The sequence below is a fragment of the Flexivirga sp. genome, assembly GCF_035551235.1.
Lineage (GTDB): Bacteria > Actinomycetota > Actinomycetes > Actinomycetales > Dermatophilaceae > Flexivirga.
Genome location: NZ_DASZNO010000030.1, coordinates 36,118 through 62,263, shown reverse-complemented (window position 1 = coordinate 62,263; position 26,146 = coordinate 36,118). Strand labels below are relative to the sequence as shown.

Annotated in this window: 18 protein-coding genes; 16 read left to right on the top strand and 2 right to left on the bottom strand. The window is 69.4% G+C overall.

Features of this window, described 5'->3' with window-relative positions:
* Positions 1-52 precede the first annotated feature (52 nt).
* From VG502_RS10465 to VG502_RS10440, 6 genes are all read left to right on the top strand, one after another.
* Entirely contained in the window at positions 53-1,612 is a 1,560-nt protein-coding gene (locus VG502_RS10465) for an MFS transporter (RefSeq protein WP_325549988.1), read from the top strand.
* 113 nt (positions 1,613-1,725) lie between these two features.
* The gene (locus VG502_RS10460) at positions 1,726-3,084 is read left to right on the top strand and encodes a glycoside hydrolase domain-containing protein (protein WP_325549987.1); all 1,359 of its coding nucleotides are present in this window, start codon (positions 1,726-1,728) and stop codon (positions 3,082-3,084) included.
* A gap of 131 nt (positions 3,085-3,215) precedes the next feature.
* Entirely contained in the window at positions 3,216-3,995 is a 780-nt protein-coding gene (locus tag VG502_RS10455) for an SDR family NAD(P)-dependent oxidoreductase (protein ID WP_325549986.1), read from the top strand.
* A complete protein-coding gene (locus VG502_RS10450) occupies positions 3,995-4,897 on the top strand; it encodes a DMT family transporter (protein WP_325550129.1) in 903 nt (300 codons plus the stop codon). The genes VG502_RS10455 and VG502_RS10450 overlap by 1 nt, the downstream gene beginning before the upstream one ends.
* An 8-nt stretch (positions 4,898-4,905) precedes the next feature.
* Entirely contained in the window at positions 4,906-5,571 is a 666-nt protein-coding gene (locus VG502_RS10445; protein WP_325549985.1) for a DUF3159 domain-containing protein, read from the top strand.
* A gap of 166 nt (positions 5,572-5,737) precedes the next feature.
* Positions 5,738-7,777 carry a bifunctional phosphatase PAP2/O-acyltransferase family protein gene (locus VG502_RS10440; RefSeq protein WP_325549984.1) on the top strand — a complete coding sequence of 680 codons (2,040 nt, stop codon included), beginning with the start codon at positions 5,738-5,740 and terminating at the stop codon, positions 7,775-7,777.
* Positions 7,778-7,781: 4 nt separating this feature from the next.
* On the opposite strand, the gene VG502_RS10435 is transcribed toward VG502_RS10440, so the two are convergent.
* The gene (locus VG502_RS10435) at positions 7,782-8,996 is read right to left on the bottom strand and encodes a PucR family transcriptional regulator (protein ID WP_325549983.1); all 1,215 of its coding nucleotides are present in this window, start codon (positions 8,994-8,996) and stop codon (positions 7,782-7,784) included.
* A gap of 96 nt (positions 8,997-9,092) precedes the next feature.
* Here VG502_RS10435 and VG502_RS10430 point away from each other — a divergent pair, with 96 nt between their 5' ends.
* From VG502_RS10430 to VG502_RS10400, 7 genes are read left to right on the top strand one after another with little or no spacing between them, the layout of a single operon-like run.
* Positions 9,093-9,950, top strand: a complete 858-nt coding sequence (locus VG502_RS10430; protein WP_325549982.1) for a squalene/phytoene synthase family protein — start codon at positions 9,093-9,095, stop codon at positions 9,948-9,950.
* Position 9,951: 1 nt separating this feature from the next.
* Positions 9,952-10,812, top strand: coding sequence for a presqualene diphosphate synthase HpnD (hpnD, locus tag VG502_RS10425; RefSeq protein WP_325549981.1), 861 nt, complete (start codon positions 9,952-9,954; stop codon positions 10,810-10,812).
* Entirely contained in the window at positions 10,809-13,271 is a 2,463-nt protein-coding gene (hpnE, locus tag VG502_RS10420) for a hydroxysqualene dehydroxylase HpnE (protein WP_325549980.1), read from the top strand. Before hpnD ends, hpnE begins: the two co-directional genes overlap by 4 nt.
* 3 nt (positions 13,272-13,274) lie before the next feature.
* Positions 13,275-15,248: a squalene--hopene cyclase gene (gene shc / locus VG502_RS10415; RefSeq protein WP_325549979.1), complete on the top strand. Its 1,974-nt coding sequence runs from the start codon at positions 13,275-13,277 to the stop codon at positions 15,246-15,248.
* Positions 15,245-16,711 carry a 4-hydroxy-3-methylbut-2-enyl diphosphate reductase gene (gene ispH / locus VG502_RS10410; RefSeq protein WP_325549978.1) on the top strand — a complete coding sequence of 489 codons (1,467 nt, stop codon included), beginning with the start codon at positions 15,245-15,247 and terminating at the stop codon, positions 16,709-16,711. Before shc ends, ispH begins: the two co-directional genes overlap by 4 nt.
* 11 nt (positions 16,712-16,722) lie before the next feature.
* Entirely contained in the window at positions 16,723-17,718 is a 996-nt protein-coding gene (gene hpnH, locus VG502_RS10405; protein ID WP_325549977.1) for an adenosyl-hopene transferase HpnH, read from the top strand.
* A complete protein-coding gene (locus tag VG502_RS10400; RefSeq protein ID WP_325549976.1) occupies positions 17,718-19,538 on the top strand; it encodes a 1-deoxy-D-xylulose-5-phosphate synthase in 1,821 nt (606 codons plus the stop codon). Before hpnH ends, VG502_RS10400 begins: the two co-directional genes overlap by 1 nt.
* A gap of 165 nt (positions 19,539-19,703) precedes the next feature.
* Here the strand turns inward: VG502_RS10400 and VG502_RS10395 are convergent, their stop codons facing one another.
* The gene (locus VG502_RS10395; RefSeq protein WP_414655728.1) at positions 19,704-21,251 is read right to left on the bottom strand and encodes a CCA tRNA nucleotidyltransferase; all 1,548 of its coding nucleotides are present in this window, start codon (positions 21,249-21,251) and stop codon (positions 19,704-19,706) included.
* A gap of 71 nt (positions 21,252-21,322) precedes the next feature.
* On the opposite strand from VG502_RS10395, the gene VG502_RS10390 reads away from it, so the two are divergent.
* Genes VG502_RS10390 through murJ form a run of 3 tightly spaced genes read left to right on the top strand, consistent with a single transcriptional unit; the run spans position 21,323 to position 26,106 of the window.
* Positions 21,323-21,808, top strand: a complete 486-nt coding sequence (locus tag VG502_RS10390) for an NUDIX hydrolase (protein ID WP_325549974.1) — start codon at positions 21,323-21,325, stop codon at positions 21,806-21,808.
* The gene (locus tag VG502_RS10385) at positions 21,756-24,269 is read left to right on the top strand and encodes a DUF6049 family protein (protein WP_325549973.1); all 2,514 of its coding nucleotides are present in this window, start codon (positions 21,756-21,758) and stop codon (positions 24,267-24,269) included. The genes VG502_RS10390 and VG502_RS10385 overlap by 53 nt, the downstream gene beginning before the upstream one ends.
* Positions 24,262-26,106 carry a murein biosynthesis integral membrane protein MurJ gene (gene murJ / locus VG502_RS10380; RefSeq protein WP_325549972.1) on the top strand — a complete coding sequence of 615 codons (1,845 nt, stop codon included), beginning with the start codon at positions 24,262-24,264 and terminating at the stop codon, positions 26,104-26,106. Before VG502_RS10385 ends, murJ begins: the two co-directional genes overlap by 8 nt.
* Positions 26,107-26,146: the final 40 nt, after the last annotated feature.

Here is a 26,146-nt window from a genome sequence, read left to right as displayed (position 1 = left end):
AACTCCGCTTCTTCATTCATGGTACGCCTCGCTCTCGCGAAGGACACAACTCGTGACCATTACTACCAAGTCTCGCCGCCCCGCGGCGTCGACCACCACCAACGAATCGGCCCGGCGCACCGCTGGGTCGACCACCGGGCCCGCTCGCCTCGTGCTGACCGCCGTCCTGGTGACCCAACTGATGCTCGTGCTGGATGCCGCGATCGTGAACATCGCCCTCCCCGACATCGGCACCGAACTGCACATGAGTTCCACGTCCCTGTCGTGGATCGTCAACGCCTACACGCTGGCCTTCGGTGGCCTGCTGCTGCTCGGCGCTCGCGCCGGTGACCTGCTCGGCCGCCGCGTCACCTTCCTCGCCGGTATGGCGGTCTTCGTCGCCGCATCGTTCGCCGGCGGCATCTCCCAGGGGGAAGGCCTGCTGCTCGCCTCCCGTGCCCTGCAGGGCGTCGGTGCGGCCTTCGCCGCGCCGTCCGCGCTGGCGATCCTGATGTCCCTCTACAAGCCGGGCAAGGAACAGACCCGCGCCATCGGCTGGTACACCGTCGTCTCGGCGTCCGGGGCGGCGACCGGCCTGCTGGCCGGTGGCCTCCTGACCTCGGTCGCCTCCTGGCGCTGGGTCTTCTTCGTCAACGTCCCGATCGGCATCGCCGTGCTCGCTGCCGGTTACCGGTCGCTCTCCCGTGACAGGGGTGTGCGCGGCTCGGTCGACGTGGCCGGTGCACTGCTGGTCACCGTCGGAATGAGCTCTGTCGTCTACGGATTCATCCGCGCGGCGTCCGATGGTTGGACCGAGTCCGGCACGCTGGCGGCATTCGGCGCCGGTCTGGTTCTGCTCGCGATCTTCGTGGCGGTCCAGCTGCGCGCGGAGTCGCCGGTCATGCCGCTGCGGCTCTTCGCGGACCGCGACCGCGCCACGGCATACATCGCCCGGCTGATGCTGGTCGCCGGATCGCTCGGATCGTTCTTCTTCATGAGCCAGTACATGCAGATCGTGCTCGGCTGGACGCCGTGGCAGTCGGGGATCGCGTTCCTGCCCTTCCCGGTCACGATCTTCATCAGCTCGCAGCTGGTCGCCCGGGTGATCTCGAACCACTACTCGACCCGTGCCATCGCGGCCGTCGGGACGCTGCTGTCGACCGTCGGCATGCTGATGCTGACGACGCTGACCGAGCACACGAGCTACCTGCAGATGCTGCCGGCGTTCGTCGTCTTCGCGCTCGGCAACGGCATCGCGTTCGTGCCGCTCACCACGGCCGGCCTGTCCCGGGTCGAACCCGCGGACACGTCCGTGGCGTCGGGCCTGGTCAACGTCACCCAGCAACTGGGTGGTGCGCTCGGACTCGCGGTGCTGGTGACGGTCTTCGCCACCGCCGGCAAGGACCCGGCCGTCTCGCCGGGTGCGAGCCAACACGCCATACACACCTTCGTGACCGGCGCGGACCGCGGATTCCAGGTGGGTGCGCTGATGCTCTTCGTCGCGTTCGCACTGGTGATGATCGTGATGCGGCGGCCCTCGAAGGACAGCGCGAAGGACACCGCGAAGCGCGATGCGAGCTCGCCGATCGAGCAGCTGCGCGACACCGAGGAGATCGCACTCGAGGTGGGCTGAATCAAGGGATTCAACAAGGGATCTCGCAAGGAATTGCAAGGGACCTTGGTCCTCTGGTGCTGTGACCGGGCTGGGAGTTCAATGGAAGTCTCGCCCGGTCACAGGAGGCGGCCATGCTGTTGTCATCACGGTTCGGCAGGATCGGCACCGGCGGTCCTCGTGTGACGGTCCGTGCGTCTGTCGGTGCGACCCTCGGTGTGAGCATGGCCGCGTCCGCGGCGCTGATCTGGGCGCCCGCGGCCGCGGCCGATCCGGCCACCTCCATCACCTACCGCACGGCGTCGACGACGACCAGGTTCGCCGGCAAGGCCTTCGACGCCTGCGCCGCGCCGTCGGTCGCGACGATGCGGGCCTGGCTCGCATCGCCCTATCGCGGGGTGGGCATCTACTTCGGCGGGGTGAGCCGCACCTGCAGCCAGCCGAATCTCACCGCCTCGTGGGTCAGCCAGGTCAGCCGCATGGGCTGGCGCCTGATCCCGATCTACAAGGGGTTGCAGCCACCGTGCGGCGGTCGGGCGACCGACCCGAAGATCAATCCCTCGACGGCATTCGCGCAGGGCACCGCAGCGGCGGACGACGCCGCCACCAGGGCGGGTGCGCTCGGGTTGCGCGGCGGCAGCGCGTTCTATCTGGACATCGAGAACTACGCCCGGGGCGACACGTCCTGCCGCACCGCGGTGCTGAAGTTCATCTCCGGGTGGACGGGGCGGCTGCACTCCCGCGGCTACCTGGCGGGCGTCTACATGAATCTCAACCTGGGCGCCGCGGACCTGGCCGGTGTCTACAACTCCACCGCCTATGCGCGTCCGGACGCACTGTGGATCGCCCGGTATGACGGCATCGCCTCGACCACCGGATGGTCCGGCATCTCCAGCAAGTACTGGGCGTTCCACCAGCGCGGCAAGCAGTACCGCGGCGGGCACGACGAGACGTATGGCGGTGTCACCATCAACATCGACAGCGACCAGTGGGACGCGCCGGTCGCCTCCACCTCCAGGGCCTGGACCGTCACCTCGTCGGTCCCGCTCAACGCCCGGTCGGGCCCGTCGACGGCATACCCGATCGTGCACACGCACCAACCCGGCAGCTCCGTGCAGGTCCTGTGTCAGGTCACCGGTCAACTCGTCAACACCACGCGGATCTGGGACCGGCTCACCGACGGAACCTACGTCAGCGACTACTGGGTGAGCACCCCGTCGCGGACCACCTGGTCCGGCTCTCCGCGGTGCGCGCACAGCTATCAGGTCGCGGTGCCGGACACGCTGAACATGCGGTCCGGGCCGTCGTCGTCATACCCCGTCGTGGGCGTCATACCGAACGGCGGACTGGCCCGGGTGTGGTGCCAGCGCGCCGGCCAGACGGTCGGGACGACGAAGATCTGGGACGAGCTCGACAACGGCCGATGGGTCAGCGACTACTACGTCGTGAACCCGAGCAACACCGGCTACAGCGCGCCGGTGCCGCGCTGCTGACACGGCCGGCGCGACCCTGCTACCGCATCGCCATAGGACTCGAATATGGTTGATGACGTGGCGGATTCGCCTCGCTCCCGGACAGACCACCTGGCGCAACGACGCGGTGGCCCGGAAAGCCGCGTGCCGCAATGAGACTGCACGGCAGCTTCGCACTCGTCACCGGCAGCAGCGGCGGCCTCGGTGCCGCGATCGCGCGACAGCTCACCGACCGCGGCGTGCAGGTCGTCGTCCACGGCCGCGACGCCGGCCGGACCGAAGCCATCGCGCGCGAGCTGCGCTCCACACCCGTGCTGGCCGACCTGGCCGACCCGGCACAGCACCAACGCCTCATCGACGAAGCCACGGCTGTCCACGGGCGCCTCGATCTGGTCGTCCACAACGCGGGCATCGGCTGGCAGGGCGGCTTCGACACCATGCCGCCCGAGCGCATTCCCGAGCTCGTCGCGACCAACCTGACCGCACCGATCGCCCTCTCCCGCGCGGTGCTGCCCCAGCTGCTGGCACGCGGTCGCGGTCACCTGTGCTTCGTCACCAGCATCGCCGGCCGCACCGGGGTCGCCGGTGAATCCGTCTATGCCGCAACGAAATCCGGACTCGATGCCTTCGCCGGATCGCTGCGCCTCGAGGCGGTCGGCACCGGCGTCGAGATCAGCACCTTCGTGCCTGCCGTCGTCGACACCGATTTCTTCGCCCACCGTGGCACTCCGTATGCCCGTCGATCGCCGCGCCCCAAGGACGTGGAAACTGTTGCCCGACAGGTGGTTTCACTGATCGCGGCCGGCGCGCCCGAGGGGTGGAGCGACCCTGCCCTCCGGGTCGCGCCGCTGGTGCGGTCGGCGTGGCCGGCGGCATACACACGGCTCGCGCAGCGTTGGGGTGAGAAGACGCGGTTGAAGGGGGGCGAGTGATGCTCTGGCTGGTGCTCCTGCTCGCCTGCGCCGCGGCGTTCGCGTTCGCCCTGTCCGCGATGCTCGAGCAACGCGCTGCCGCCCAGGCGACCCGCTCGCACACGCTCGAGACCGTCCACGGGTTCTCGGCGTTCGTGCGGGCGCTCGTCCGCCGCAAGCTGTGGCTGACCGGCTTCGTGATCAACAACCTCGGTTTCCTGATCCAGGCCGCCGCCCTGCACCTCGGCAGCGTCGCCCTCGTCCAGCCGGTGATGGTCAGTCAGGTGCTCTTCGCCCTGCTGCTGACCGGGCTGGGCAGCAGGCTGCGCCCGGGCGCCAAGGACTGGGCGTATGTGCTGTGCATCTGCGCCGGCCTGATCGTGCTGCTGTCGGTCAGCGGCGCGGCACCGCTGCACGGCACGCCCAACCGGGAGCAGGTCATCTGGGTGCTGATCGCGATGGCCGCCGCGGTGGTGATCCTGGTCGGCTTCGCCCGCGGGCAGCGCGACCCACGCGCCGCCAGCCTGATGCTCGCGGTCGCGGCCGGCATGTGTTTCGCCGGCAACGCCGTGCTGACGAAGCTGACCACCGAGGACCTGTTCGGTCCCGGCGTGCTGCACACCGCACTCGACTGGCCGGGCTACAGCCTGGCGGTGGCCACGGCCTCCGGATTGCTGATCGAGCAGGCCGCGTTCGCCAACGGTTCGCTGCCGTGGGCGGTCGCGGCGATGAGCATCACCAATCCGGTGATCAGCTATCTGGCGGGCATCTTCGGCTTCCACGTGACCGTCCCACACAGCGCCGGCGCGCTCGCGGCGGTGTCGGTGACCGCCGTACTCATCGGCATCGGGATCAGCGGTCTGTCGCATTCGCCGCTGTCCCGGGTCGAAAACACGGCCGATTCTCAGGTGGCGGTGTCATAGTGTGATCCATGCCTTCGCGACCGGCCGCACAGCAAGGCGCCTGTGCCCTGATCATCGACCGGGAGTTCGTGCGCACCTCTGCGTTACGGGCGGGACGCATGTTGCTCGAGGCGGTCGTCATACCGGCGCTCTTGCTGTATGCCGCACTCGCATCCGTCGGCCAGCTCTGGGGCCTGATCTCGGTGCTGGTGTGGTCCGGGCTGATCGTCGCGTTCCGGCTGCGCACCCAGGCCACCGTGCCGCGCACACTGCTCATCGCGGTGCTGATGCTGGTCGGGCGCACCTCCCTGTCGCTGGCGCTGTCCAGCGTCTACATCTACGTGCTGCAACCGATCGCCGGGTCGTTGCTGATGGCACTGATCTTCCTGGGCAGCGCAGCCATCGGCCGGCCGATCACCAAGCACCTCGCCCGCGACTTCATCGCGCTGCCGCAGATGCTGATGCACGACAAGCGGGCCCATCGGATGTTCACCCAGGTATGCATCCTGTGGGGCGCCTCGCGGCTGATCGACGTCGGCATGAGCATGGGCTTCCTGCAACTCGGCGCCCGCAACGCGCTGCTGTCGCGCGGCGTCTTCAGCACCTCACTGACGCTGCTGACGGTCGGCATCTGCGTCGCCTGGGGCTGGAGCCGGCTGCGCCGGATGCCGGACTTCACGATTTCCTTCGCCTAGTTCTTCCGTCAGTTCTTCCGGCGCGCGGGGCGGGGTCTCGATACGCTCCCCCGCTGCGCTCCTCCGCTACTCGACCCGCTTGTGGGGGTGCCCGGCCCCCGAGCGAGCGAAGCGAGCGAGCAAAAACTCAGGCGAAAGGCAGAACCCGACGAAGGAGGGATCTGCCTTGAGTGCGACGCACCCGCACCACCTGCAACTGCACCTTCCGCCGGTGCGGTGGCCGGCGATCCCCCGCGAGCGGCGGCCCCGTGTCTCGCGGGAGCTGCTCGGCGGCCTCGCCCTCTTCTCCGTCTACCTGCTCGTCGATGCGCTGAACGGCTCGTCGCGCACCGCCGCGGCACGGTCGCACGGCGAGCGCGTCATACGGCTGGAGCAGTGGCTGCAACTGGACGTCGAGGGCCGGCTGAACTCCTGGCTCGCCGGGCGACCGGGGCTGATGACCGTCGCCAACTACGAATACGCGACGACCTACATCGTCTCGGCCGCTCTGCTGCTGGTGATCACGTATGTGTGGACGCCGGCGCTCTACCGGCAGGCGCGCAACTCGTTCGTCGTCCTGAACCTGCTGGCGTTCGCGTGTTTCGCCTTCTTCCCGCTGATGCCGCCGCGGATGATGCCCGGGTATGTCGACACCGTGTCCTCCGGCGGGACGGTGGGCTCGTGGGGTTCGCCGCTGGTCGCGAGCGCCAACCAGCTCGCCGCGATGCCGTCGCTGCACATGGCCTGGGCCCTGTGGGTGAGCGTCATGCTCGCCCGGATGTCGCACCGGCGCTGGTTGCAGGTGGCGAGCGCCATACACGTCGCCGTGACGCTGTATGTCGTGCTCGCGACCGCGAACCACTTCGTCGTGGACGCGCTCGGTGCGGCCGTCGTGGTGCTCGCCGCGGTGGCCGTGACCGAGTGGTGGCAGCGGCGGCACCCGGGGACGGCGCTGCCGACGGCCGATGCGTTCTTCCTGGACGTCGAGACGCCCGGGCACGCGCAGAATGTCGGGGGTCTGGTGCTGATGGGGGCACCGCTGCCGTCCTACGCACGGGTCCAGGACACCATCGGCGCGCAACTCGACGAACTGCCGCACTTCACCGAGCAGCTGGCGGCTCCCGGGGTGTCGCGGTGGGTGCCGGCCGGGCCGATCGACTGGTCGCACCACCTGGTCGAGGTCGCGCTGCCGCCCGGTTCGGACCTCGCGGATCTCGACGTGCTGGTGGGCGAGCTGACCGCGCAGGAGTTGCCCCGTGATCGGCCGTTGTGGCGGGCGTGGGTGATCCGGGGCGTCGGTGGGCAGGCGGCGTTCTGCATCGTGATGCACCACTGCATGGCCGACGGCATCGGTGCGGTGGCCAAGCTGCTGAACCTGCTGGAGCCGCCCTACGAGTTGCCGATCCCGGCGCGGGAGGGCCCGTCCGCGATGCGTCGGAGCGCCGGCGTCATACAGGGGCTGGCGCAGTTGGCGACCGACGGCAAGCCGGCGACGGTGCTGCCGACGGGCGGGCCGCGGCGTGGCTTCGCGACGTTCGAGGTCCCGCTCGAGACGGTGCGTGACGCCGCCCGCGCACACCGGATGCGGGTCACGGAGCTGCTGCTGGCGGCAACCGGCTCTGCCCTCGCGGCGGTCGACCCGGCGCTGGCGCAGCGGTGCGGCGAGCAACTACGTGTGTCCGTCCCGGTCATGTTGCGAGCACCGGGTGCGGGTGCCGACGACGGCGGGAACCTCACCGGCGCGGTCCTCCTGGACGTCCCCGCCCGGAATGCGTCGCCGGCCGACCTGCGGGACGAGGTATGCCGCCGCGGTGGTGCCCTGCGCACGCCGACCCGTGCACTCGCGTCGCGCTGGGTGATGGCCACCGCGCTGCGTGCCGCGCCACCCGCCGGGCGGCGATGGTTCGCCCGAACTGTTTACGGCCCCAAGTATTTTCAGGCGATCGTGTCCAACATGCCAGGCCCGGACCAGCGCTTCACGCTGGCCGGTGGCGCGGTCGATCGGGTGCACCCGATCCTGCCGCCGGCTCCCGGCATACCGCTGACGATCGGCGCGCTCAGCTGGAACGGCATGCTCGGCATCACGGTCGTCACCGACGCCGGCCTGCTCGATGCACGGGCGTATGCCGAGGCGCTCGACGCACACCTGCTCGCGTCGGACCGGCGAGTGGGCACTGAAATTCCTGAGTTTCCTGACCACCCGGAGTCGGACCGGATCGCGCGCTGAGCGGTCAGACCTCCGGCGGCGCGCCCCAGACCAGCGCGAGGAAGAGCTGCGCACGTTGTGCGGGATCATCCAGCGCCTCGCCGAAGATCTCGCGCAACTGGTCGAGCCGATAGCGGACGGTCTGCGGGTGGATGTGCAACTCCTCGGCGACCTCGCGGCGGGAGCCGAAGTGCCGCAGCCAGCTGGTCAACGTCTCCACGAGTCGCTCCCGGGTCGACTCCGGCAGGGGATCCAACGGCGCCAGCACGCGAAAACGTAACGCTGCCAACAACTCCGGGTTGCGGTGGACCAACATCGTGTCGATGTGCTCGGGCACGAAGATCATTCGGTTCGGCAGCGCACCGGCATCCTGCAAGCGACGTGCGCTGCGCGCGACCCGCATGCTGCGGCGAACGTCGGTCACCGGCACGGGCGGCCCGACGACGGCCGGCACGTCCCCCAACGCTCGCTGCAGCCGCGCCTCGATGCCGGCGACCCATGGCACCAGCCAGCCCACGACATCACCGACGTGCACGACGAGCCACTCCGGGTCGAGTCGCGGCTTGGCCGTGAGCGGCGGGTCGTCCTGATCGCGCAGCAGCACGAAGGCGAGTTCATCCGGGACCACCCAACCCGCCTGGTCCGCGGCCAGCCGAATCCCGTTGCGGTCCGGCAAGGTCGACATCAGCAGCCCGGAGAGCTCGCCGCGCGCCCGGTGTGACACCAAGCCACGCTCGGACTGCTCGCGCACATAGCCATCGGTCGTGCGCGCCGAGATGTCGTGCGTCAGCATGAAGAGCGTCTCCGCGAGCCGGGCGAGCCGCCGCGCGTCGAGGCCGACCTGCATCGCCTCCTGCGAGATGTGTGCCCACGCGACGCGCGCGCCGGCTTGGTATGCCGTGAGAATGCCGTTCAGATCCCGACCCTGCCGGAACTGGACACGACCGAGCTGGTCGAACATCGCCACCAGCAACGGGTCGAGCTCCGGCGCGGTCGCCGGACGCGCAAGCGCTTCGGCCTCCACTGTCGCCAGCAGTCTGGGCACCACCTGATCCGCGGTGTCGGAGAGCTCGGTGCCGCGTTCGGCCGCGAACTCGACGCACGCCGGCCACAGCATTTCGAGCTCCTGCGCGACCGCCAGCATGATCTGCGGGAAGTGCGTCACCAGGCGTGACTGCAGCAGGCGTAGCTCGGGACGCTGGCTCCCGGGTACGTCAGCGACGCTCAACGTATTCCCCACACCATCAGGTCTATCACTTGGTGACAAAGGCGGGCCGCCAGATCCACACAATTCGGTGCAGCGCTTGCAGATTGGTTCGGCGCACCCTGGATACAAATGATTGGCGCAACCAGCCCCTCGGACGTCAGTGCTGCTGATGTCACCCCCAGCGCCGCAACCGAGAACTTCCCGGTCGCGCTGCGCATCCTGCCCGTGCGCTATCGCCACGCATTGCTCGCCGTGTATGACGTCGCCCGCCACATCGACCAACTCGGCGATGCCGCGCCGGGCGACCGCGTCGCCGCGCTGAACGCGTTTCGGATCGACCTGCACCGGGTAGAGCGCCGTCAGACACCGCGCAGTCGTGTGCTGCTCGACCTTGCGCCATACACGCGCGAATTCCGCCTGCCGCTGAGCGCTTTCGACGATCTCATCGAGGCGAACCTGGTCGACCAACACGTCACTCGCTACAGGGATTTCGCGGGTCTGCTCGATTACTGCGCGCTGTCCGCGCATCCGATCGGACGGCTGGTGCTGGCCGTCTTCGGTCAGTCGACGCCGCAGCGCATCGCGTGGAGCGACTCGGTGTGCGCCGCGTTGCAAGTGCTCGAGCACTGCCAGGACGTTGTCGAGGATCACCGGGCCGGACGTGTCTATCTCCCGCAGGACCAGCTGGCTGCCGTCGGCCTGACCGACACGACGATGCTGCTGCCGGGCAGCGCCGCGGCGCTGCATCACGTCGTGCTGGAGCAGGTCGCGGTGTGCCGCGAAATGCTCTCTGTCGGAACACAACTCGTCGGTGAACTACGCGGCTGGGGCAGGGTCGCGGTGGCCGGCTACGTCGCCGGAGGGCTCGCGACGGCGGACGCGTTGGAAGCTGCCGGCGGTGATGTGACCCGGGGCGATGCTCTTCGACCCCGGCGGATTCAGCTGCTGCGCCACGGGATTCGACTGTTACTCACCAGGGGGCGATGAGATGACAGTGCAGGAAGCGTTCGCGGCGGCCGAGGCAGTCACCCGCACCGAGGCGCGGAACTTCTACTACGGCATCCGGTTGCTGCCCGTGCCCAAGCGACAGGGCCTGTGCGCTCTCTACGCACTCGCCCGACGCATCGACGACATCGGCGACGACGACGCTCCCCTCGAGACCAAGCGCACCGCGTTGGGGCTCGTGCGCAAGCAACTGTCCGATCTCGACGCGTCGACCGATCCGGTGCTGGTCGCGGTCGCCGAGACCGCGCGTCGTTATCCGGTGCCGCTGGACGCGTTCGAGGAGCTGCTCGACGGCGTCGAGATGGACCTGCGCGGTGCCACCTACGAGAGCTTCGACGAGTTGCGCGTCTACTGCCGGTGCGTCGCCGGATCGATCGGTCGGCTGTGCCTGTCCATCTTCGGGAAGGGCACCGATCCCCGGGCGCCGCTCTTCGCGGACCAGCTCGGCATCGCGTTGCAGCAGACCAACATCCTGCGCGACATCCGCGAGGACCTGCTGCTGGGCCGCGTCTACCTGCCGCGCGAGGAACTCGCCGACTTCGGGGTCAACCTGCAACTGGACGACGCGGGCGCGCTGCACGACCCGGATGCACGGCTGGCGGCATACATCAGTTTCGCGGCGGAGCGCGCCGAGCACTGGTACGACCTCGGGCTGCGCCTGCTGCCGCAGCTGGACCATCGCAGCGCGGCCAGCTGCGCGGCGATGGCCGGCATCTATCACCACCTGCTGCTGCGCATCCGGGAGAACCCGACCGCGGTCTACGAACGGCGGATGTCGTTGCCCCCGCACGAGAAGGGCCGCGTTGCGCTCGCCGCACTGGCCAAGGCGGTGCTGCCGGTATGACGCAACGCGCGCGCACCTCGGTCTGCGTGGTCGGTGGCGGCCTCGCCGGGATCACGGCTGCGCTGGAGCTGGCCGACGCGGGACTCGAGGTCACCCTGACCGAGGCGCGGGCCCGGCTCGGCGGCCTGACGCACTCCTTCCGCAGGGGCGAGATGTGGGTGGACGGCGGACAGCACGCCTTCCTGCGATGCTGCACGTCATACCTCGGACTGCTCGACCGGCTCGGCGTCCGGCACCTGACCCAGCTGCAGGACCGGCTCGAGGTGCCGATCGCCAGCGAGGCCTCCGACCGCCGAACACGGCTGCGGCGCAACGAATTACCCGCACCCCTGCACCTCAGTGCGTCCCTGTTGCGGCACAGCTGGATGCCACTACGGCAGCGGCTGCTCGTCGGACCGATCGCCCTCGCTCTCGGCCGGGTCGACCCGGCCGACCCGGCCGTCGATGCACAGACGTTCGGCGGCTGGCTGCGGTCGAAGGGTGCCGACGACCGGTCGATCGAGGTGCTGTGGGAGTTGATCGGCAAGGCGACGCTGAACGCCGACGCGGACCACTGCTCGCTCGCGCTGGCGGCGACGGTCTTCCAGCTCGGGCTGCTCGCCGACAAGGGTGCATCGGACCTCGGTTGGGCGCGGGTTCCGTTGCAGCAGTTGCACGGTGACGCTGCGGAGCGGGCTCTGGCCGACGTCGGCTGCACTGTGCGATTGCGCACCAAGGTCAGCGAGATCGTTCCTACCGAGGACGGGATCGATGTCCGGACCGCTGCGGGCACGCAGCGCTATGACGCCGCGGTTCTCGCGGTGCCACCCGCCGCACTGTCGCGGGTCATCGATCCGGTGACGCTGGGGTTGCCGGCCGATGTCGCCGAGCAGCTCGGTGTCTCCCCCATCATCAACCTCCACGTCGTCGTGGACCGGCCGGTGCTGGACACCGAATTCGTTGCAGCCGTGGACAGCCCGCTGCAATGGGTCTTCGACCGCACCGAGTCCGCCGGGCTCGAGTCATCGGTTCAATATCTAGCTGTCTCGATTTCCGCGGCGGATGAGCTGATCGGCCGGACCAACGCGCAGTTGCGCGACTGGGCACTGCCGCACCTGCGAAAGCTGTTGCCACGTATGGCGGATGCCGAGATCCTCGACTTCTTCGTCACCCGCGAGCCGGAGGCGACCTTCCGCGCCGCACCGGGTAGCGCACGGTTGCGGGCACCCGCCCGGACGAGACAACCGAACATCGTCCTTGCGGGTGCGTGGACCGACACCGGGTGGCCCGCCACGATGGAAGGCGCTGTCCGCAGCGGGCATTCGGCGGCCGAGGTGGTGCTCGCGCACCCACGAACTCCGGCACCCGTCGAGACGCCCGCTCGCTCCCCTTCGAGACGCCCGCTCGTCCCTCACGGGCTCCTCAGGGCGAGCTCACGGGCTCCACAGGGAACTCGCACGGACCCGTCAGGGGCCACCGACGAATTCGTGAAGGCTCAGGAGCTGACGCGGGCACTGGTGACGCCGGCGCTGCGGAAGGCGGTCGACACGCTTGCCGGGCTGGAGCGCCTGGTCGTTGCGTACCACCTCGGTTTCGTTGACGCGCAAGGTAATCCGGTCCACGAGGACGGCGGCAAGAAGCTGCGACCGATGCTCGCGCTGCTCAGTGCCCAAGCCATCGGCGCGGATCCCGCCCAGGCCGTCGGTGGCGCCGCGGCGGTCGAGCTGGTGCACAACTTCTCGCTGGTGCACGACGACATCATGGACCGCGATCGCACCCGTCGGCACCGTGAGACCGTCTGGTCGGTGTGGGACGACGCGACGGCGATCCTCGCCGGAGACGCCATGCAGGCACTCGCCTTCGAGACCGTGCTGGCCGAGACCGGCCACCATGCTGCCGAAGCAGGTCACCTGCTCGCCGCGACCGTTCGTGAGTTGATCCGCGGACAGATGCTGGACATGGATTTCGAGCAGCGCGACCAGGTTTCGCTGGCCGAATGCCGCGCGATGGCGGCCGCCAAGACCGGCGCGCTCCTGGTCTGCAGCACCGAGCTCCCCGCAGTGCTCACCGGTGCCGACCGTGAGCAGCGCGGCGCGCTGGCGACATACGGGCGAAATGTCGGCCTGGCGTTCCAGATCGTCGACGACCTGCTGGGTCTCTGGGGCGACCCTGACGTCACCGGCAAGTCCAATCACTCCGACCTGCGGGCCAAGAAGCATTCGCTGCCGATCTGCTGGGCACTGGAGCAGCCCGGTGGTGCCGCGCTGCGCGAGTGGTTCGCCGACGGTGCGACCACGGACGACGAACTTGCCCGGATCGCAGGCGAATTGGAGGCACTCGGCGCCAGGGACTGGTGCCGGACCAGCGCGGACTCGGCGATCACCCGCGCGATCACAGCACTGCACGGGGCCGACCTCGACGAGGCGGCCGTCACCGGACTGACCGAGGTGGCGCACTACGTCGCCGGAAGGGACATGTGACACATGACGCACGTTGCGACACCCCCATCGACGGACGGCACGGCGAGCCGCGCCCGCGAGACGCTCGACCGCGCCGTCGGCCGACTGCTCGACCTGCAGTTGCCCACCGGTGCGTGGAAGGGGGAGCTCGAAACGAACGTCACGATGGACGCCGAGGACATGATGCTGCGCGTCTTCCTCGGCATCGACACTGCGGAGACGCGTGAGCAGACCGCCCGCTGGATCCGCAGCCAGCAGCGCGCGGACGGCACCTGGGCGACCTTCGCCGGCGGCCCCGGGGACCTGTCGACGACCGTCGAGGCCTGGATCGCCCTGCGTATGGCGGGCGACAAGCCCAGTGCCGAGCACATGGCCGCTGCACGCGAATTCATCGTGTCCGCAGGCGGTTTGGAGCAGACGCGTGTCTTCACGAGGATCTGGTGTGCGCTCTTCGGCTGGTGGGAGTGGACCGACCTGCCCGCCATGCCGCCGGAGCTGATGTATCTGGGGAAGAAGCTGCCACTGAACGTCTACTCCTGGGGCTGCTGGGCCCGGCAGACGATCGTCCCGCTCACCGTCGTCTGCACGTTGCGGCCCAAGCGCCGGATGAAGTGGGACCTCTCGGAGATAAGCGGGTCGAGCGCCGCCCTGAGTAGGCCGGAGCCTGCGGAGGGCAAGACGTTCTTCAACCGGCTCGACTCGGGTCTGCACGTCTATCACCGTCACGCGATCGGCCCGGTACGCCGGAACGCGCTGCGCCGGGCGGCCGAGTGGATCATCGCCCGCCAGGAGGCCGACGGCGGATGGGGCGGCATCCAACCGCCCTGGGTCTATTCGATTCTCGCGCTGCACACGCTCGGCTACCCGCTGGACCACCCGGTGCTCAAGTCCGCGATCGACGGCCTCGAGGGCTTCGTCATCCATGAGGACACGAGCGACGGTCCGGTACGCCGGCTCGAAGCCTGCCAATCGCCGGTCTGGGACACCGGGCTGGCACTCAACGCACTGCTGGATGCCGGTGTGGATCCTCGCGATCCGGCACTCCGCCGCGCCGCCGACTGGCTGATCGACGAGCAGATCACCGCACCCGGCGACTGGGTCGAGCAGCGCCCGAAGCTCCCGCCCGGCGGGTGGGCCTTCGAATATGCCAACGACAACTACCCCGACACCGACGACAGCGCCATCATCGTGATGGGTTTGAACCGGGTGATCACCACGCGCGGCCCTGTCCAGGAACAGGCCGTTTCCCGTGGAACAGCGTGGACCGCCGGCATGCAGTCCTCCGATGGGGGCTGGGGCGCGTTCGACGCGGACAACACCAGCGGCTGGCCGGCAAAACTTCCGTTCTGCGACTTCGGCGCGGTCACCGATCCGCCATCCGCCGACGTCACGGCACATGTCGTGGAAATGCTTGCCGCCGTGGGACGTTCGCGTGGTGCACGCTGTCAGCGCGGGGTGCAGTGGCTGCTGGATCACCAGGAGCCGGACGGCTCATGGTTCGGCCGTTGGGGCGCCAACCACGTCTACGGCACCGGTGCCGTCGTGCCCGCACTCGTCGCCGCGGGCATCGACCCGGGTGCCGGCCCGATCCGCGCGGCGGTCCACTGGCTCGAGGACCACCAGAACGCCGACGGTGGCTGGGGCGAGGACCTGCGCTCGTATGACGACCCGGCGTGGGTCGGCCGAGGTGACTCGACACCGTCCCAGACCGCCTGGGCCCTGATGGCGCTCGTCGCCGCGGGCGAATTCGGAGCGACGCTGGCCCGCGGAGTCGACTACCTCGCCGAAACCCAACGCCCGGAGGGTGATTGGGCCGAGGACCGGTTCACCGGAACCGGCTTCCCCGGCGACTTCTACATCGCCTATCACCTCTACCGGCTGATCTTCCCGGTCTGGGCGCTCGGCCGTGCCGTGCAAGCACTCAGCAAGGCGGAGCAGGGCAGTCGTCCGAGCCTGCTCGCCCCACGAGGTTCTGTCCCGCGCAAGGCGACGTCATGAGCGCCCAACTGCTGACCCCGCTGCGCATCGAACGGCTCGCCCTCGAGCACGGAATGCGCGACACGCCATACGTTTCCGGCCGCGGCCCGGAGGGCCACCCGCGCCGCACCGACGTGCCCACGGTCATCGCCGGGGTCGCCGGCGCGCTCGACCCGGACGTCCGGCCGGGCGAGCTGGTGGTGGCCGACCGGCTGCGCACCGGCTCGGTCGAAGTCGCCTTGCCTTCGGCACCACTGCTCGCGGGCGAGCTCCGCCGCGCCGGGCTGACCGTGCACGTCGGCACCATCGAGAGCACCGACCATGTGGTCACCGGTGAGGAGAGGCAGTCACTCGCCGCACACGGTTCGACAGCGGTGGACACCGAATCCGCTTATCTGGCACGGTATCTCGACCCTCGACAGTTGGCCGTCGTGCGCTCGATCGTCGACACGGCCGATGACCCGCTTCTCCATCCCGGCACCCTCCGACGCGGCATCACCGCGCTGCGGACACTGCGTCGCGCGGCCCCGGTATTGCAGGAATGGCTCGATGCGTGCGCGCCGCGCACCATCCTGCGCGCCGAGCCGCAGTCCTTCTGCGCGGGCGTCGAGCGCGCGATCGAAATCGTCGAACGTGCCCTCGAACAACACGGCCCGCCCGTCTACGTGCGGCGGCAGATCGTGCACAACACGCACGTCGTCGCCGAACTCGAGCAGCGCGGAGCGGTATTCGTGCAGGAGTTGGACGAGGTGCCCGAGGGTGCCACCGCCGTCCTGGCGGCTCACGGTGTCGCACCGTCGGTGCGCGTGCAGGCGGACGAACGCCGGCTGCACGTCATCGACGCGACCTGCCCGCTGGTCGCCAAGGTCCACCAGGAGGTCCGGCGCTTCACCACTGCCGGGCGCACCGTCTTCCTCATCGGCCACGCCGCCCACGAGGAGGTGGTCGGCACCCGCGGAGAGGCCCCGGACGAGGTCGTCGTCGTCGAAACCGTCGAGGACGCCCGCACCGTGAAAGTGCCTGACCCCACGCAGGTCTCGTATGTCATGCAAACCACCCTCTCGGTGGAGGAGGCCGACGTCATCGCCGGCGAGCTACGCACCCGCTTCCCCGCGTTGCAGGCACCACGCCGTGACGACATCTGCTACGCCACGAGCAACCGGCAGCACGCCCTGCGGGACGTGGCCGCCGACAGCGATCTGGTGCTGGTCGTCGGGTCGGCGAACTCCTCCAACTCCGTGCGTCTCGTCGAGGTCTCCAGAGCCGCGGGCGCCGTCGCCCACCTGGTGGAGGACGCCTCCGACATACGCCTGGAATGGCTGCGTGGAGTGCGCACCATCGGCGTCAGCGCCGGGGCGTCCGCACCCGCTGCCCTCGTCGACCAACTGATCGCAGCGCTCACGGCGCTCGGGGACCTGGAGGTCACCCGCCGCGGGGGCGTCACCGAGAACGTCCATTTCACCCTTCCCCGAGAGGTCGTCTGACCATGCCGCACATGCCTTTTCGTCAATCCGTCCGCCTCGGGCAGTACCTCCTGAAGCAGAAGCTCGCGCACCGCGAGAAGTACCCGCTGCTGGTCGAACTCGAGCCCCTCTTCGCCTGCAACCTCAAGTGCGTCGGCTGCGGCAAGATCCAGGAGCCCGCGGCGATGCTCAAGCAGCGTATGCCGGTCGAACAGGCCGTCGCCGCCATCGAGGAATGCGGTGCGCCGATGGTCTCCATCGCCGGCGGCGAACCGCTCATGCACCCACAGGTGCACGAGATCGTCCAGGAACTCCTGGACCGCAAGAAGATCGTGTTCCTGTGCACCAACGCACTGCTGATGGCCAAGCACATCGACAAGTTCACCCCGCACCGCGACTTCGCCTGGATGGTCCACGTCGACGGGATGAAGGAACGCCACGACGCCTCGGTCAGCCACGAGGGCGGCTTCGAGAAGGCGATCGAGGCGATCAAGCTGGCCCAGTCGCGCGGCTTCCGGGTGATGACGAACACCACTGTGTTCAATAGTGATTCGCCACAAGATGTCATCGACGTGCTCGACTACCTCAACGATGAGATCAAGGTCGACAACATGCAGATCGCGCCGGGTTATGCCTACTGGAAGGCGCCCGATCAGGAGGGCTTCCTCGGCGTCGAGGAGACCCGCGAGCTCTTCGCGAAGGCCTTCGGGGAGGGCCGCCGCAAGAAATGGCGACTCAATCACTCCCCGCTGTTCCTCGACTTCCTCGAGGGCAGGGTCGACTACGAGTGCACGCCGTGGGCGATCCCGTCATACAGCCTCAAGGGTTGGCAGCGGCCGTGCTACCTGCTCGACGACGGCTACGTCTCGACCTACCAGGAGCTGATCGAGGACACCGACTGGGAGGCGTTCGGCCGCGGCAAGGACGAACGCTGCGCGAACTGTATGGCGCACTGCGGCTACGAACCCACCGCGGTGATCGCCACGACCAACTCGCTGCGGGAGACGATCCGGGCGGCGGTGGCGTGATGACCGCGCCGGAGCTGCTACGGCACGTCACCTCCCCCGGTGACCTCAAGGTGCTGCCGGACTCGGCACTCCCCGAGCTGGCCGCACAGATCCGGCGGCGACTGGTCGAGGTCGTGACGCGCACCGGCGGACACCTCGGGCCCAACCTCGGTGTCGTCGAGCTGACCATCGCACTGCATCGCACCTTCGATGCGCCGCACGACGCGATCATCTGGGACACCGGGCACCAGAGCTATGTGCACAAGATGCTCACCGGACGCGACGATCGACTCGATCAATTGCGTTCTGCCGGAGGCCTTTCCGGCTACCCATCCCGCCACGAGAGCGACTGCGACATCGTCGAGAACTCGCACGCGTCCACCGCCCTGTCGTATGCCGACGGGTTGTCCCGCGGCTTCGAGCTGACCGGCCGCGGGCGGCGGGTGGTCGCCGTCGTCGGCGACGGCGCACTCACCGGAGGTATGGCGTGGGAGGCGCTGAACAACCTCGGCGCCAGCAACCGGTCGGTGGTGATCGTGATCAACGACAACGGCCGGTCCTACGACCCGACCGTCGGTGCACTCCGCAGGCACCTGAGCGAGTTGCGCGACGGCACGGCAACGTCGAACCTGTTGGAAATGTTGGGTTTCGGCTACCTCGGGCCGGTCGACGGACACGACCTGAAGACACTGCACCGGGCGTTCCGGGCCGCTCGGGAACACACCGGTCCGGTCGTGGTGCACGTCGTCACCCGCAAGGGCAACGGCTACCCGCCGGCCGAGCAGGACGAGGCCGACCGGATGCACAGCGTCAGCCCTTCCACGCCGCCGGCCCCGGTCACCGCACGGACGCGCCGGCAGGACCGAACCGAAGCCTGGACAACCGTTTTCGGCCGGGAGCTGGTCGCCATCGGCGAGGAGCGATCGGACGTCGTCGCACTCACCGCGGCCATGCGCCTGCCGACCGGGCTCGGTCCCTTCGGCGAGCGCTTCCCGCACCGGATCGTCGATGTCGGCATCGCGGAGCAGCACGCGGTCACCTGCGCGGCCGGGCTGGCGACCTCGGGTCTGCACCCGGTGGTCGCGATCTATTCGACGTTCCTCGGTCGCGCCTTCGACCAGGTGCTGATGGATGTCGGATTACACCATCTACCAGTCACTTTCGTGCTCGACCGGTCGGGCATCACCGGACCGGACGGCCCGTCCCACCACGGCATCTGGGACGTGTCGATGCTGCGCGGTGTGCCGGGGATCCGGATCGCGGCACCGCGTGACGCCATACGTCTGCGGGAGCTGCTGCGCGAGGCGCTGGCACACGAGGACGGTCCCACCGTGGTGCGCTATCCCAAGGGCAGCGCTCCCCGACCGGTGAGTGTGCACACCCGGATCGGGCCGGTCGACCTGCTCACGCCGCACCGTGCCGACTCCCAGGTGCTGCTGATCCCGAGCGGTGCGCTGGCATCCGTGGCCGTCGAGGCCGCCCGCCGGCTGGCCGAGATCGGGGTGTCGACGACCGTCGCCGACCCGCGCTGGATCCACCCCATCGCGCCGGAACTGATGACCCTGGTCGCCGAGCACCGCGTCGTGATCACGTTGGAGGACAACGCGATCGGCGGCGGACTCGGAGCAGGGCTGTCGATGGCGGTGCACCGTGCGGGGCTGGCGACACGCGTCATACCGCTGGGGTTGCCGGTGGAGTTCGTCCCGGTCGGTGATCGCGCAACGCTGCTTGCCGACTACGGCCTGGACGCCGACCACGTGGTGGACGAGGTGCTCGCCGCCCGCTGGCGCCGCGGCACGAAACAGCCCACACAGTCCACCTCGACCCTGGTCGCCACCTGATTGCCGAGAGGACACCCGAATACCCAGAGGACACGCGATTCACCCCGAAAATGGGCCGAAACGGGTGTCCCCTCGGTCAACGGGTGTCCTCTCGGCAATGAGGGGTGGGTGGTTCTGGGTGAGGGGTGGATGGCTGTTAACGAGGGGTGGGTGGTTCTACTGGTTCTACTCGTTCGATTCGGGCTGGTCGGCCCACCAGCGCAGCAGCTCCTCGCGGGCGGCGTCCTCGCCGACCGGGCCGGTGTCGAGCCGGAACGCCAGCAGGTGCTTGTAGGCGCGCCCGAGGACCGGACCCGGTGTGATGCCAAGGGTTTCGGCGATCTGATTGCCGTTCAGCTCGGGCCGGACGGCGTCCAGCTCCTCCTGCTCGCGCAGCGCCGCGATCCGCACCTCCAGGCTGTCGTATGCCGCCGAGAGCGCCGCCGCCTTGCGGCGGTTCCGGGTGGTGCAGTCAGACCGGGTCAGCAGGTGCAGCCGGGACAACAGCGGACCGGCGTCGGTGATGTAGCGCCGTACGGCGGAGTCGGTCCACGGCGAGTCGATGTTGGCCGCGGTGCCGGAGGTGGGAACGCCCGGCCCGCCATACCCGTGGAAGCGCAGGTGCAGCTCGGTCAGCCGGGACACCTGCTTGATGGTGTCCCTGTCGAAGCGCAGCGCCTTCAGCCGCTTGCGCACCAGCTTGGCGCCGACCATCTCGTGGTGATGGAAGGAGACGCCACCGCGCTTCTCGAAGCGGCGGGTGGCCGGCTTGCCGATGTCGTGCAGCAGCGCCGCCAGCCGCAGCACCAGGTCCGGCCCCGGCACCAGCTCCGGTTGCTCCAGCCCCGGCACGACGCGGTCGCCCTCCAGCGCCATCGCCTGCTCGAGCACCGTCAACGAGTGCTCGTAGACGTCCTTGTGCCGATGATGCTCGTCGAGCTCCAGCCGCAGCGCGGGCAACTCCGGCAGCACGTGATCGGCGATGCCGGTGTCGACCAGCAGGGTCAGGCCGGCGCGCGGGTCGGGAGCAAGCATCAGCTTGACCAGCTCGTCGTGCACCCGCTCGGCCGAGATCATCCCGATCGACCCCGCGAGCTCGCTCATCGCGGCACGGGCACGCGGGTCGACGGTGAAGCCCAGCTGGGCCGCGAACCGCGCCGCCCGCATCATCCGCAGCGGATCGTCGCCGAAGGAGACCTCCGGAGCCGACGGTGTCATCAGCGTGCCCGCCGCGAGCGCGCCCATCCCGTCATACGGGTCGACGAAGTCCAGGGCCGGCAACCGCAGGGCCATGGCGTTGACGGTGAAGTCGCGCCGCACCAGATCGTCGGTGAGCGAGTCGCCGAAACTGACGATCGGCTTGCGGGTCTGCCGGTCGTAGGCGTCCGCGCGGTAGGTCGTGACCTCGACGATGGCGTCGCCGCGCCGGGCCCCGATCGTGCCGAAATCTCGCCCGATGTCCCAGGTCGTGTCGGCCCACGGCTTCAGCAGCGCTTCGATCTGCTCGGGACGCGCGGACGTCGTCAGGTCCAGGTCCGAGGAGGCCCGGCCGAGGAACGCGTCGCGCACCGGACCGCCGACCAGAGCGAGTTCATGGCCCGCGTCGGCGAAGAGCGCACCGAGTTCCTGCAGCAGCGGCAGTACCGGTGCCAGCTGCGCGACCGCACGGCGCTGCAGGTCGCCGGGGGACTCGCCGGGGGACACAGGATTGTCGGGTCGTGGGGGCGTCGGCACCACCACAGGGTAGGTGAGGCGAATGGCTCGATCCGCTGGGAGTCGCGGCGACCGCGGTTTAGAGTGTCGAGATGACCCTCCACCCGCCGCGCGCCGACCGCCCCGTGCGGCGGTTGCCTGCCGTGGAGGAGACATCGGCGGGTGGCGTGATCATCGACGTGGCTGGTGGTTACGCCTGGATCGCACTGATCGCCCGGCACAACCGGGCCGGTCGGCTCGAGTGGTGCCTGCCCAAGGGACATGTCGAGCCGGGCGAAACACTGGTCGAGACGGCAGTTCGCGAAGTCCAGGAGGAAACAGGCATCATCGGACGTGCCCTGGTGACCCTGGGCACGATCGATTATTGGTTCAGCACCCCGCAGCTACGCATTCACAAGCGGGTCCATCACTACATGTTGGAGGCACTCGGTGGCGAGATCAGCATCGACGGCGACCCCGATCACGAGGCCGTCGACGCGCGCTGGTTCCGCCTGGACCGTGTGCAACGGAAGCTGACCTTCCCCAATGAACGACGCATCGTCCAAACCGCCTGGCAACACCTGGCTCCTTCGGCATAACCAGGCCGCCGGCGCCGCACTGCTCGCACTGCTGCTCGCACTCTTCTCGCTCAGCTTCACCCTCGGCGCGTCCCCCGCGAGCGCCGACACTTCCTCCTCGGCCCGGATCAGTCTCGACGCCAATCTGCCGGCCGTGTCGGCCTCCGGCCAGTCGGTGACCGTCACCGGCACCATCACCAACACCGGCCCCACCGATATGGCGCACGCGGTCGCGCACGTGTCGGTCGGCACACAGCTGCTGGACACACGTTCCGCCGCCGAGAGCTGGATGACCGGCAAGCTCGACGTCCCCACCACGCAGAAGGCCACCGCGGACGCGGGCGCCCTCAGTGCCGGCAGCAGCACCCCGTTCTCCGTCACCATCCCCGGCAAGAAGCTCGACTACGGCTACGGCCTGGCCTCGCTGCCGCTGACGGTCACGGTCACCGACGGGTCCTCGGCGGGCGCCTCCGGCATACGAGGTATGGCGCGCAGCACCCTCGCGCTGCAGAACAAGCCGGTGCCATCACCGCTGCAGGTCACGGTCGTCATACCGCTCACCCTGCCGGCCGATCCGGACCTGTTCGGGCCGAGCGGCGCGGCGCGTGCCGCGGCGTGGGAGCGCGCGATCGGGCCGAACTCCCAGGTGCAGCAGACCCTCGACGCCTTCGCCGGCAAACCGGTGATCTTCGCCGTCGACCCCGCGCTGCTCGATCCGCCGCCCGCGGCCGACGGCAACGTGCCGGCGGTGACGCCGAGCGAGTCGCCGTCCGGTTCGCCGAGCTCGAGCACGTCCGGCGGATCGAGCGGGTCGAGCGGGTCGGGGCAGCACTCCGGCGCGTCCGACGGGACCTCGTCGACCGGGGACTCCAGCGGCACCCCCGATCCGACCAGCACGACGTCGGGCACGCCGTCCGGCGGATCCACGTCCACCGACGACACCAACGGCACCGACTCCGGGACGACCAGCGGTTCGTCGGGCAGCAGCGACGGGTCCACCCGGTCCACGACGCCGTCCTCACCGACCAGCACCACCCCGCCCAAGACCCCGCACGGCAAGATCGACGCGGCAGTGTCAGCGCTCAGCGCCCGGCTGACCTCGCTCGACGCGAAGCAGTCCGTGTGGTGGCTGCCGTCGGACGACCCCGACCTCACGGCGCTGCGGCAGCGGGGGACGGCCGGCACGGCCCTGGCGAGCCGCGACTTCTCCCGTCCACTGCCCGCCGGCGTCAAGCACCTCGGCGACACGCGCCTGGTCTGGCCCACCGGCGACCTGGCCGGGACGGCCGTCACGTCGTTCGCCAAGGACCTCGCGACCCGCAGCAAGAGCCCCACGATGGCGCTGCTGCCGAGCCGCGCCGTCGGCGGGTCGCCGGCCACGACCGCGACCCACCGTGCGGCCGGTACCTCCGGCGTCCTGACGTATGACGAGCAGCTGTCCAAGGCATTCAGCACGTCGACCACCTCCCCGGGCACGCAGACCAGCCGGCTGCTGACCCAGTCGCTCGCCCTCTACCAGCAGTCGCCCGGCACACCGCGGTCCATCGCACTGGTCGCGCCGCGCACCGGCGGTGCCAACCCCACCCAGCTCGCGGCCCAGCTCGATGCCCTGGGCGCGGCGCACTGGGTCAAGCTGCGCACCGGCACCCAGACCGCGACGGCGCTGAAGTCGGCGCCGAGGACCTCCCTGCTGAGGAACCCGGGCACGGGTGACTCGACCCCGAAGGTCGCGCGCGCCGCGCTCACCAAGGCGGAGCTGAACGACCTGGCCGCGTCGCGCCAGCGCCTCACGGCCCTGCAGAGCGTGCTGGTCGACGGCGAGGACGTCATACCGGATCGCAAGCGTGGACTCGACATCATCGGCTCGACCCGGTGGCGCGGCACGGCCGCCAAGCTGGCCGCCGTCGCCGACCGCAACACCGTCGCGGTCACCGCGATGCTGCACAAGCTGACCATCCGGTCCTCGACCATCAACTTCTTCGCCGACTCCGGTGACATCAGCATCACGATCTCCAACGAGCTGAACCGCCCGGTGCACAACGTCCAGCTGGACGTGCAGCCGCGCAAGTACCTCATCCGGGTCACCAACTCGGTCAAGACGGTCGACATCGACGCGACGTCGCGCGCCACCGCGCACTTCCACATCGAGGCGGTCGGTGGTGGCACCGTCCCCCTGGACGCCGTGCTGCGCGCGCCGGACGGCACCCCGCTCACGGACGCGGACGTGCCGTCACCGGTGCAGATCAACGTTCACCCGACGTCCGGGTGGATCATGTGGGTGCTGGGCGTGATCGCCGGCCTGATCCTCGTGGTGGGCCTGTGGCGCGCCATACGACGTGGCCCACGGACCGCTTCCGCACCGGCCGCGACCGACAGCCCGACGCCGAACGACGCGATCGTCGACGCCGGACGCAAGCCGACAGCGCACACCGAGCACTCCGACAGGTACACCGACGACGAGGGCACCGACACCGATGACTGACGAGAGCCGACCCAGCCTGGGCCAGCTGTACGCCGAGTCCGACCTGCGTTCCCGCGCCGCAGCGGGCGCACCGGAGGGCCAGGGCAGCCTGGGTTCGATGTATGCCGCCTGGATCGGCGAGGACTCCGGCTACCTGCCGCTGCCCGACCCGGACGTGATCGCCGCACGCAAGGACGCGATCGCGCGCGGGGAGGACCCCGACGTGGCGCCACCGGCCGCCATACCCGCCGAGGCGCCCGCCGCCGAGGGCGGCATCGGGCGGGCCAGCGCGGTGATGGCCGCCGGCACCCTGGTGTCGCGAGCGCTGGGTTTCGTCCGGACGATCCTGATGGCGGCACTGATCATCGGCGTCGCGGGCAACGTGTGGGAGACCTCGAACAAGATCCCCAACCAGATCTACCTGCTGCTCGCCGGTGGTGTGATCAACGCGGTGCTGGTGCCGCAGATCACCCGCGCCCTGAAGGATCCGGACGGCGGCAAGGCCTACACGGACCGCATCCTCACCCTGGCGATGTCGATCCTGCTGGGCGCGACCGTGATCTTCATGGCCGCGGCCCCGGTGGTGTTCAAGGTCGGCTACGTCCACGCGACCGGCGACACGTGGCGACTCGGCATTCTGTTCACGCTGCTGTGTATGCCGCAACTGTTCTTCTACGGCCTCTACACGATGCTCGGCGAGATCCTCAACGCCCGGAGCCGGTTCGGCGCGCTCATGTGGTCGCCGGCGCTGGCCAACGTGTTCGCGATCGCGGGTGTGGTCTGGCTGCTCGTCGCCGACCACCACCGGGTCGGTGACCCGGCCGACTGGACGACCTCGATGGTGGTGATCTTCGCCGGTTCGGCGACGCTGGGGATCATCGCGCAGGCCGTCGTGCTGATCATTCCGCTGCGGCGCTCCGGCTACACCTGGTCGCCCAACTTCTCGTTCCGCGGGGTCGGCCTGCGCAGCACCTCGACGATCGCCGGGTGGGCCTTCGGTGCCGTGATCGTCCAGCAACTCGGGGTCTTCCTGGTCACCGGGAACCTGCTGAACCCGATCGGCTCGGCCAACCAGGCGCAGGGCTACGCGTTCCTGTTCTTCATGCTGCCGCACTCGCTCGTGACGCTCAGCCTGATCACCGCCCTGTTCACCCGTATGTCGCGCGCGGCCCACGAGGGCCGCACCCGGGCGGTCGCGCACGACACCGAGTTCAGCCTGCGGCTGTCGTCCGTGGCGACGATGCCGGCGACCTTCGGTGCGCTGGTCGCCGCCGGCCCGCTGTGCGCGGCGTTCTACCCGTCACTGGCCACGGCGGTCGAGCGCCAGACCATCGCGCTGCTCATCGGACTCGTGCCGTTCACCGTCTGCGTGGTCGTGCAGCGCGCATTGTTCGCCTACCAGGACGCGAAGACGCCCTTCAAGATGCAGGTCTGGTGCACGATCATCACCAGCGTGCTGGCTGTTCCCTGCATCCTGCTGCCCGATGACTGGCGCGGCTTCGGAGTCTGCCTGGCCGGCTCGATCGCCTACTTCGTCGAGGCCACCCTCGGATACCGCTGGCTGCGTGACCAGCAGCTGCCCGGCCTGCGGATGGTCGGCGTGGCACAGACGTGGGCACGCCTGGCCGTGGCGTCGGTGTTCGCGATGGCCGTCGCGTTCGCCGCCCGGTACGGCACCGAACTGCTGACCGGTCACGACAGCCGGCTCGCCAATTTCGTCGTCTTCGTCGTCGCCGTGGTCGTGTTCCTCGTGCTCTACGTGCTGTTCTCCCGCCGGCTGCACGTCAAGGAGGTCGAGGAGCTCGTCGACGCCATACAGGGCAAGCTGGGCGGCGTACGCCGGTTGCTGGGCCGCTGATCACCCGTTGATCACCTGTTGATCACCCACGGAACAAGGC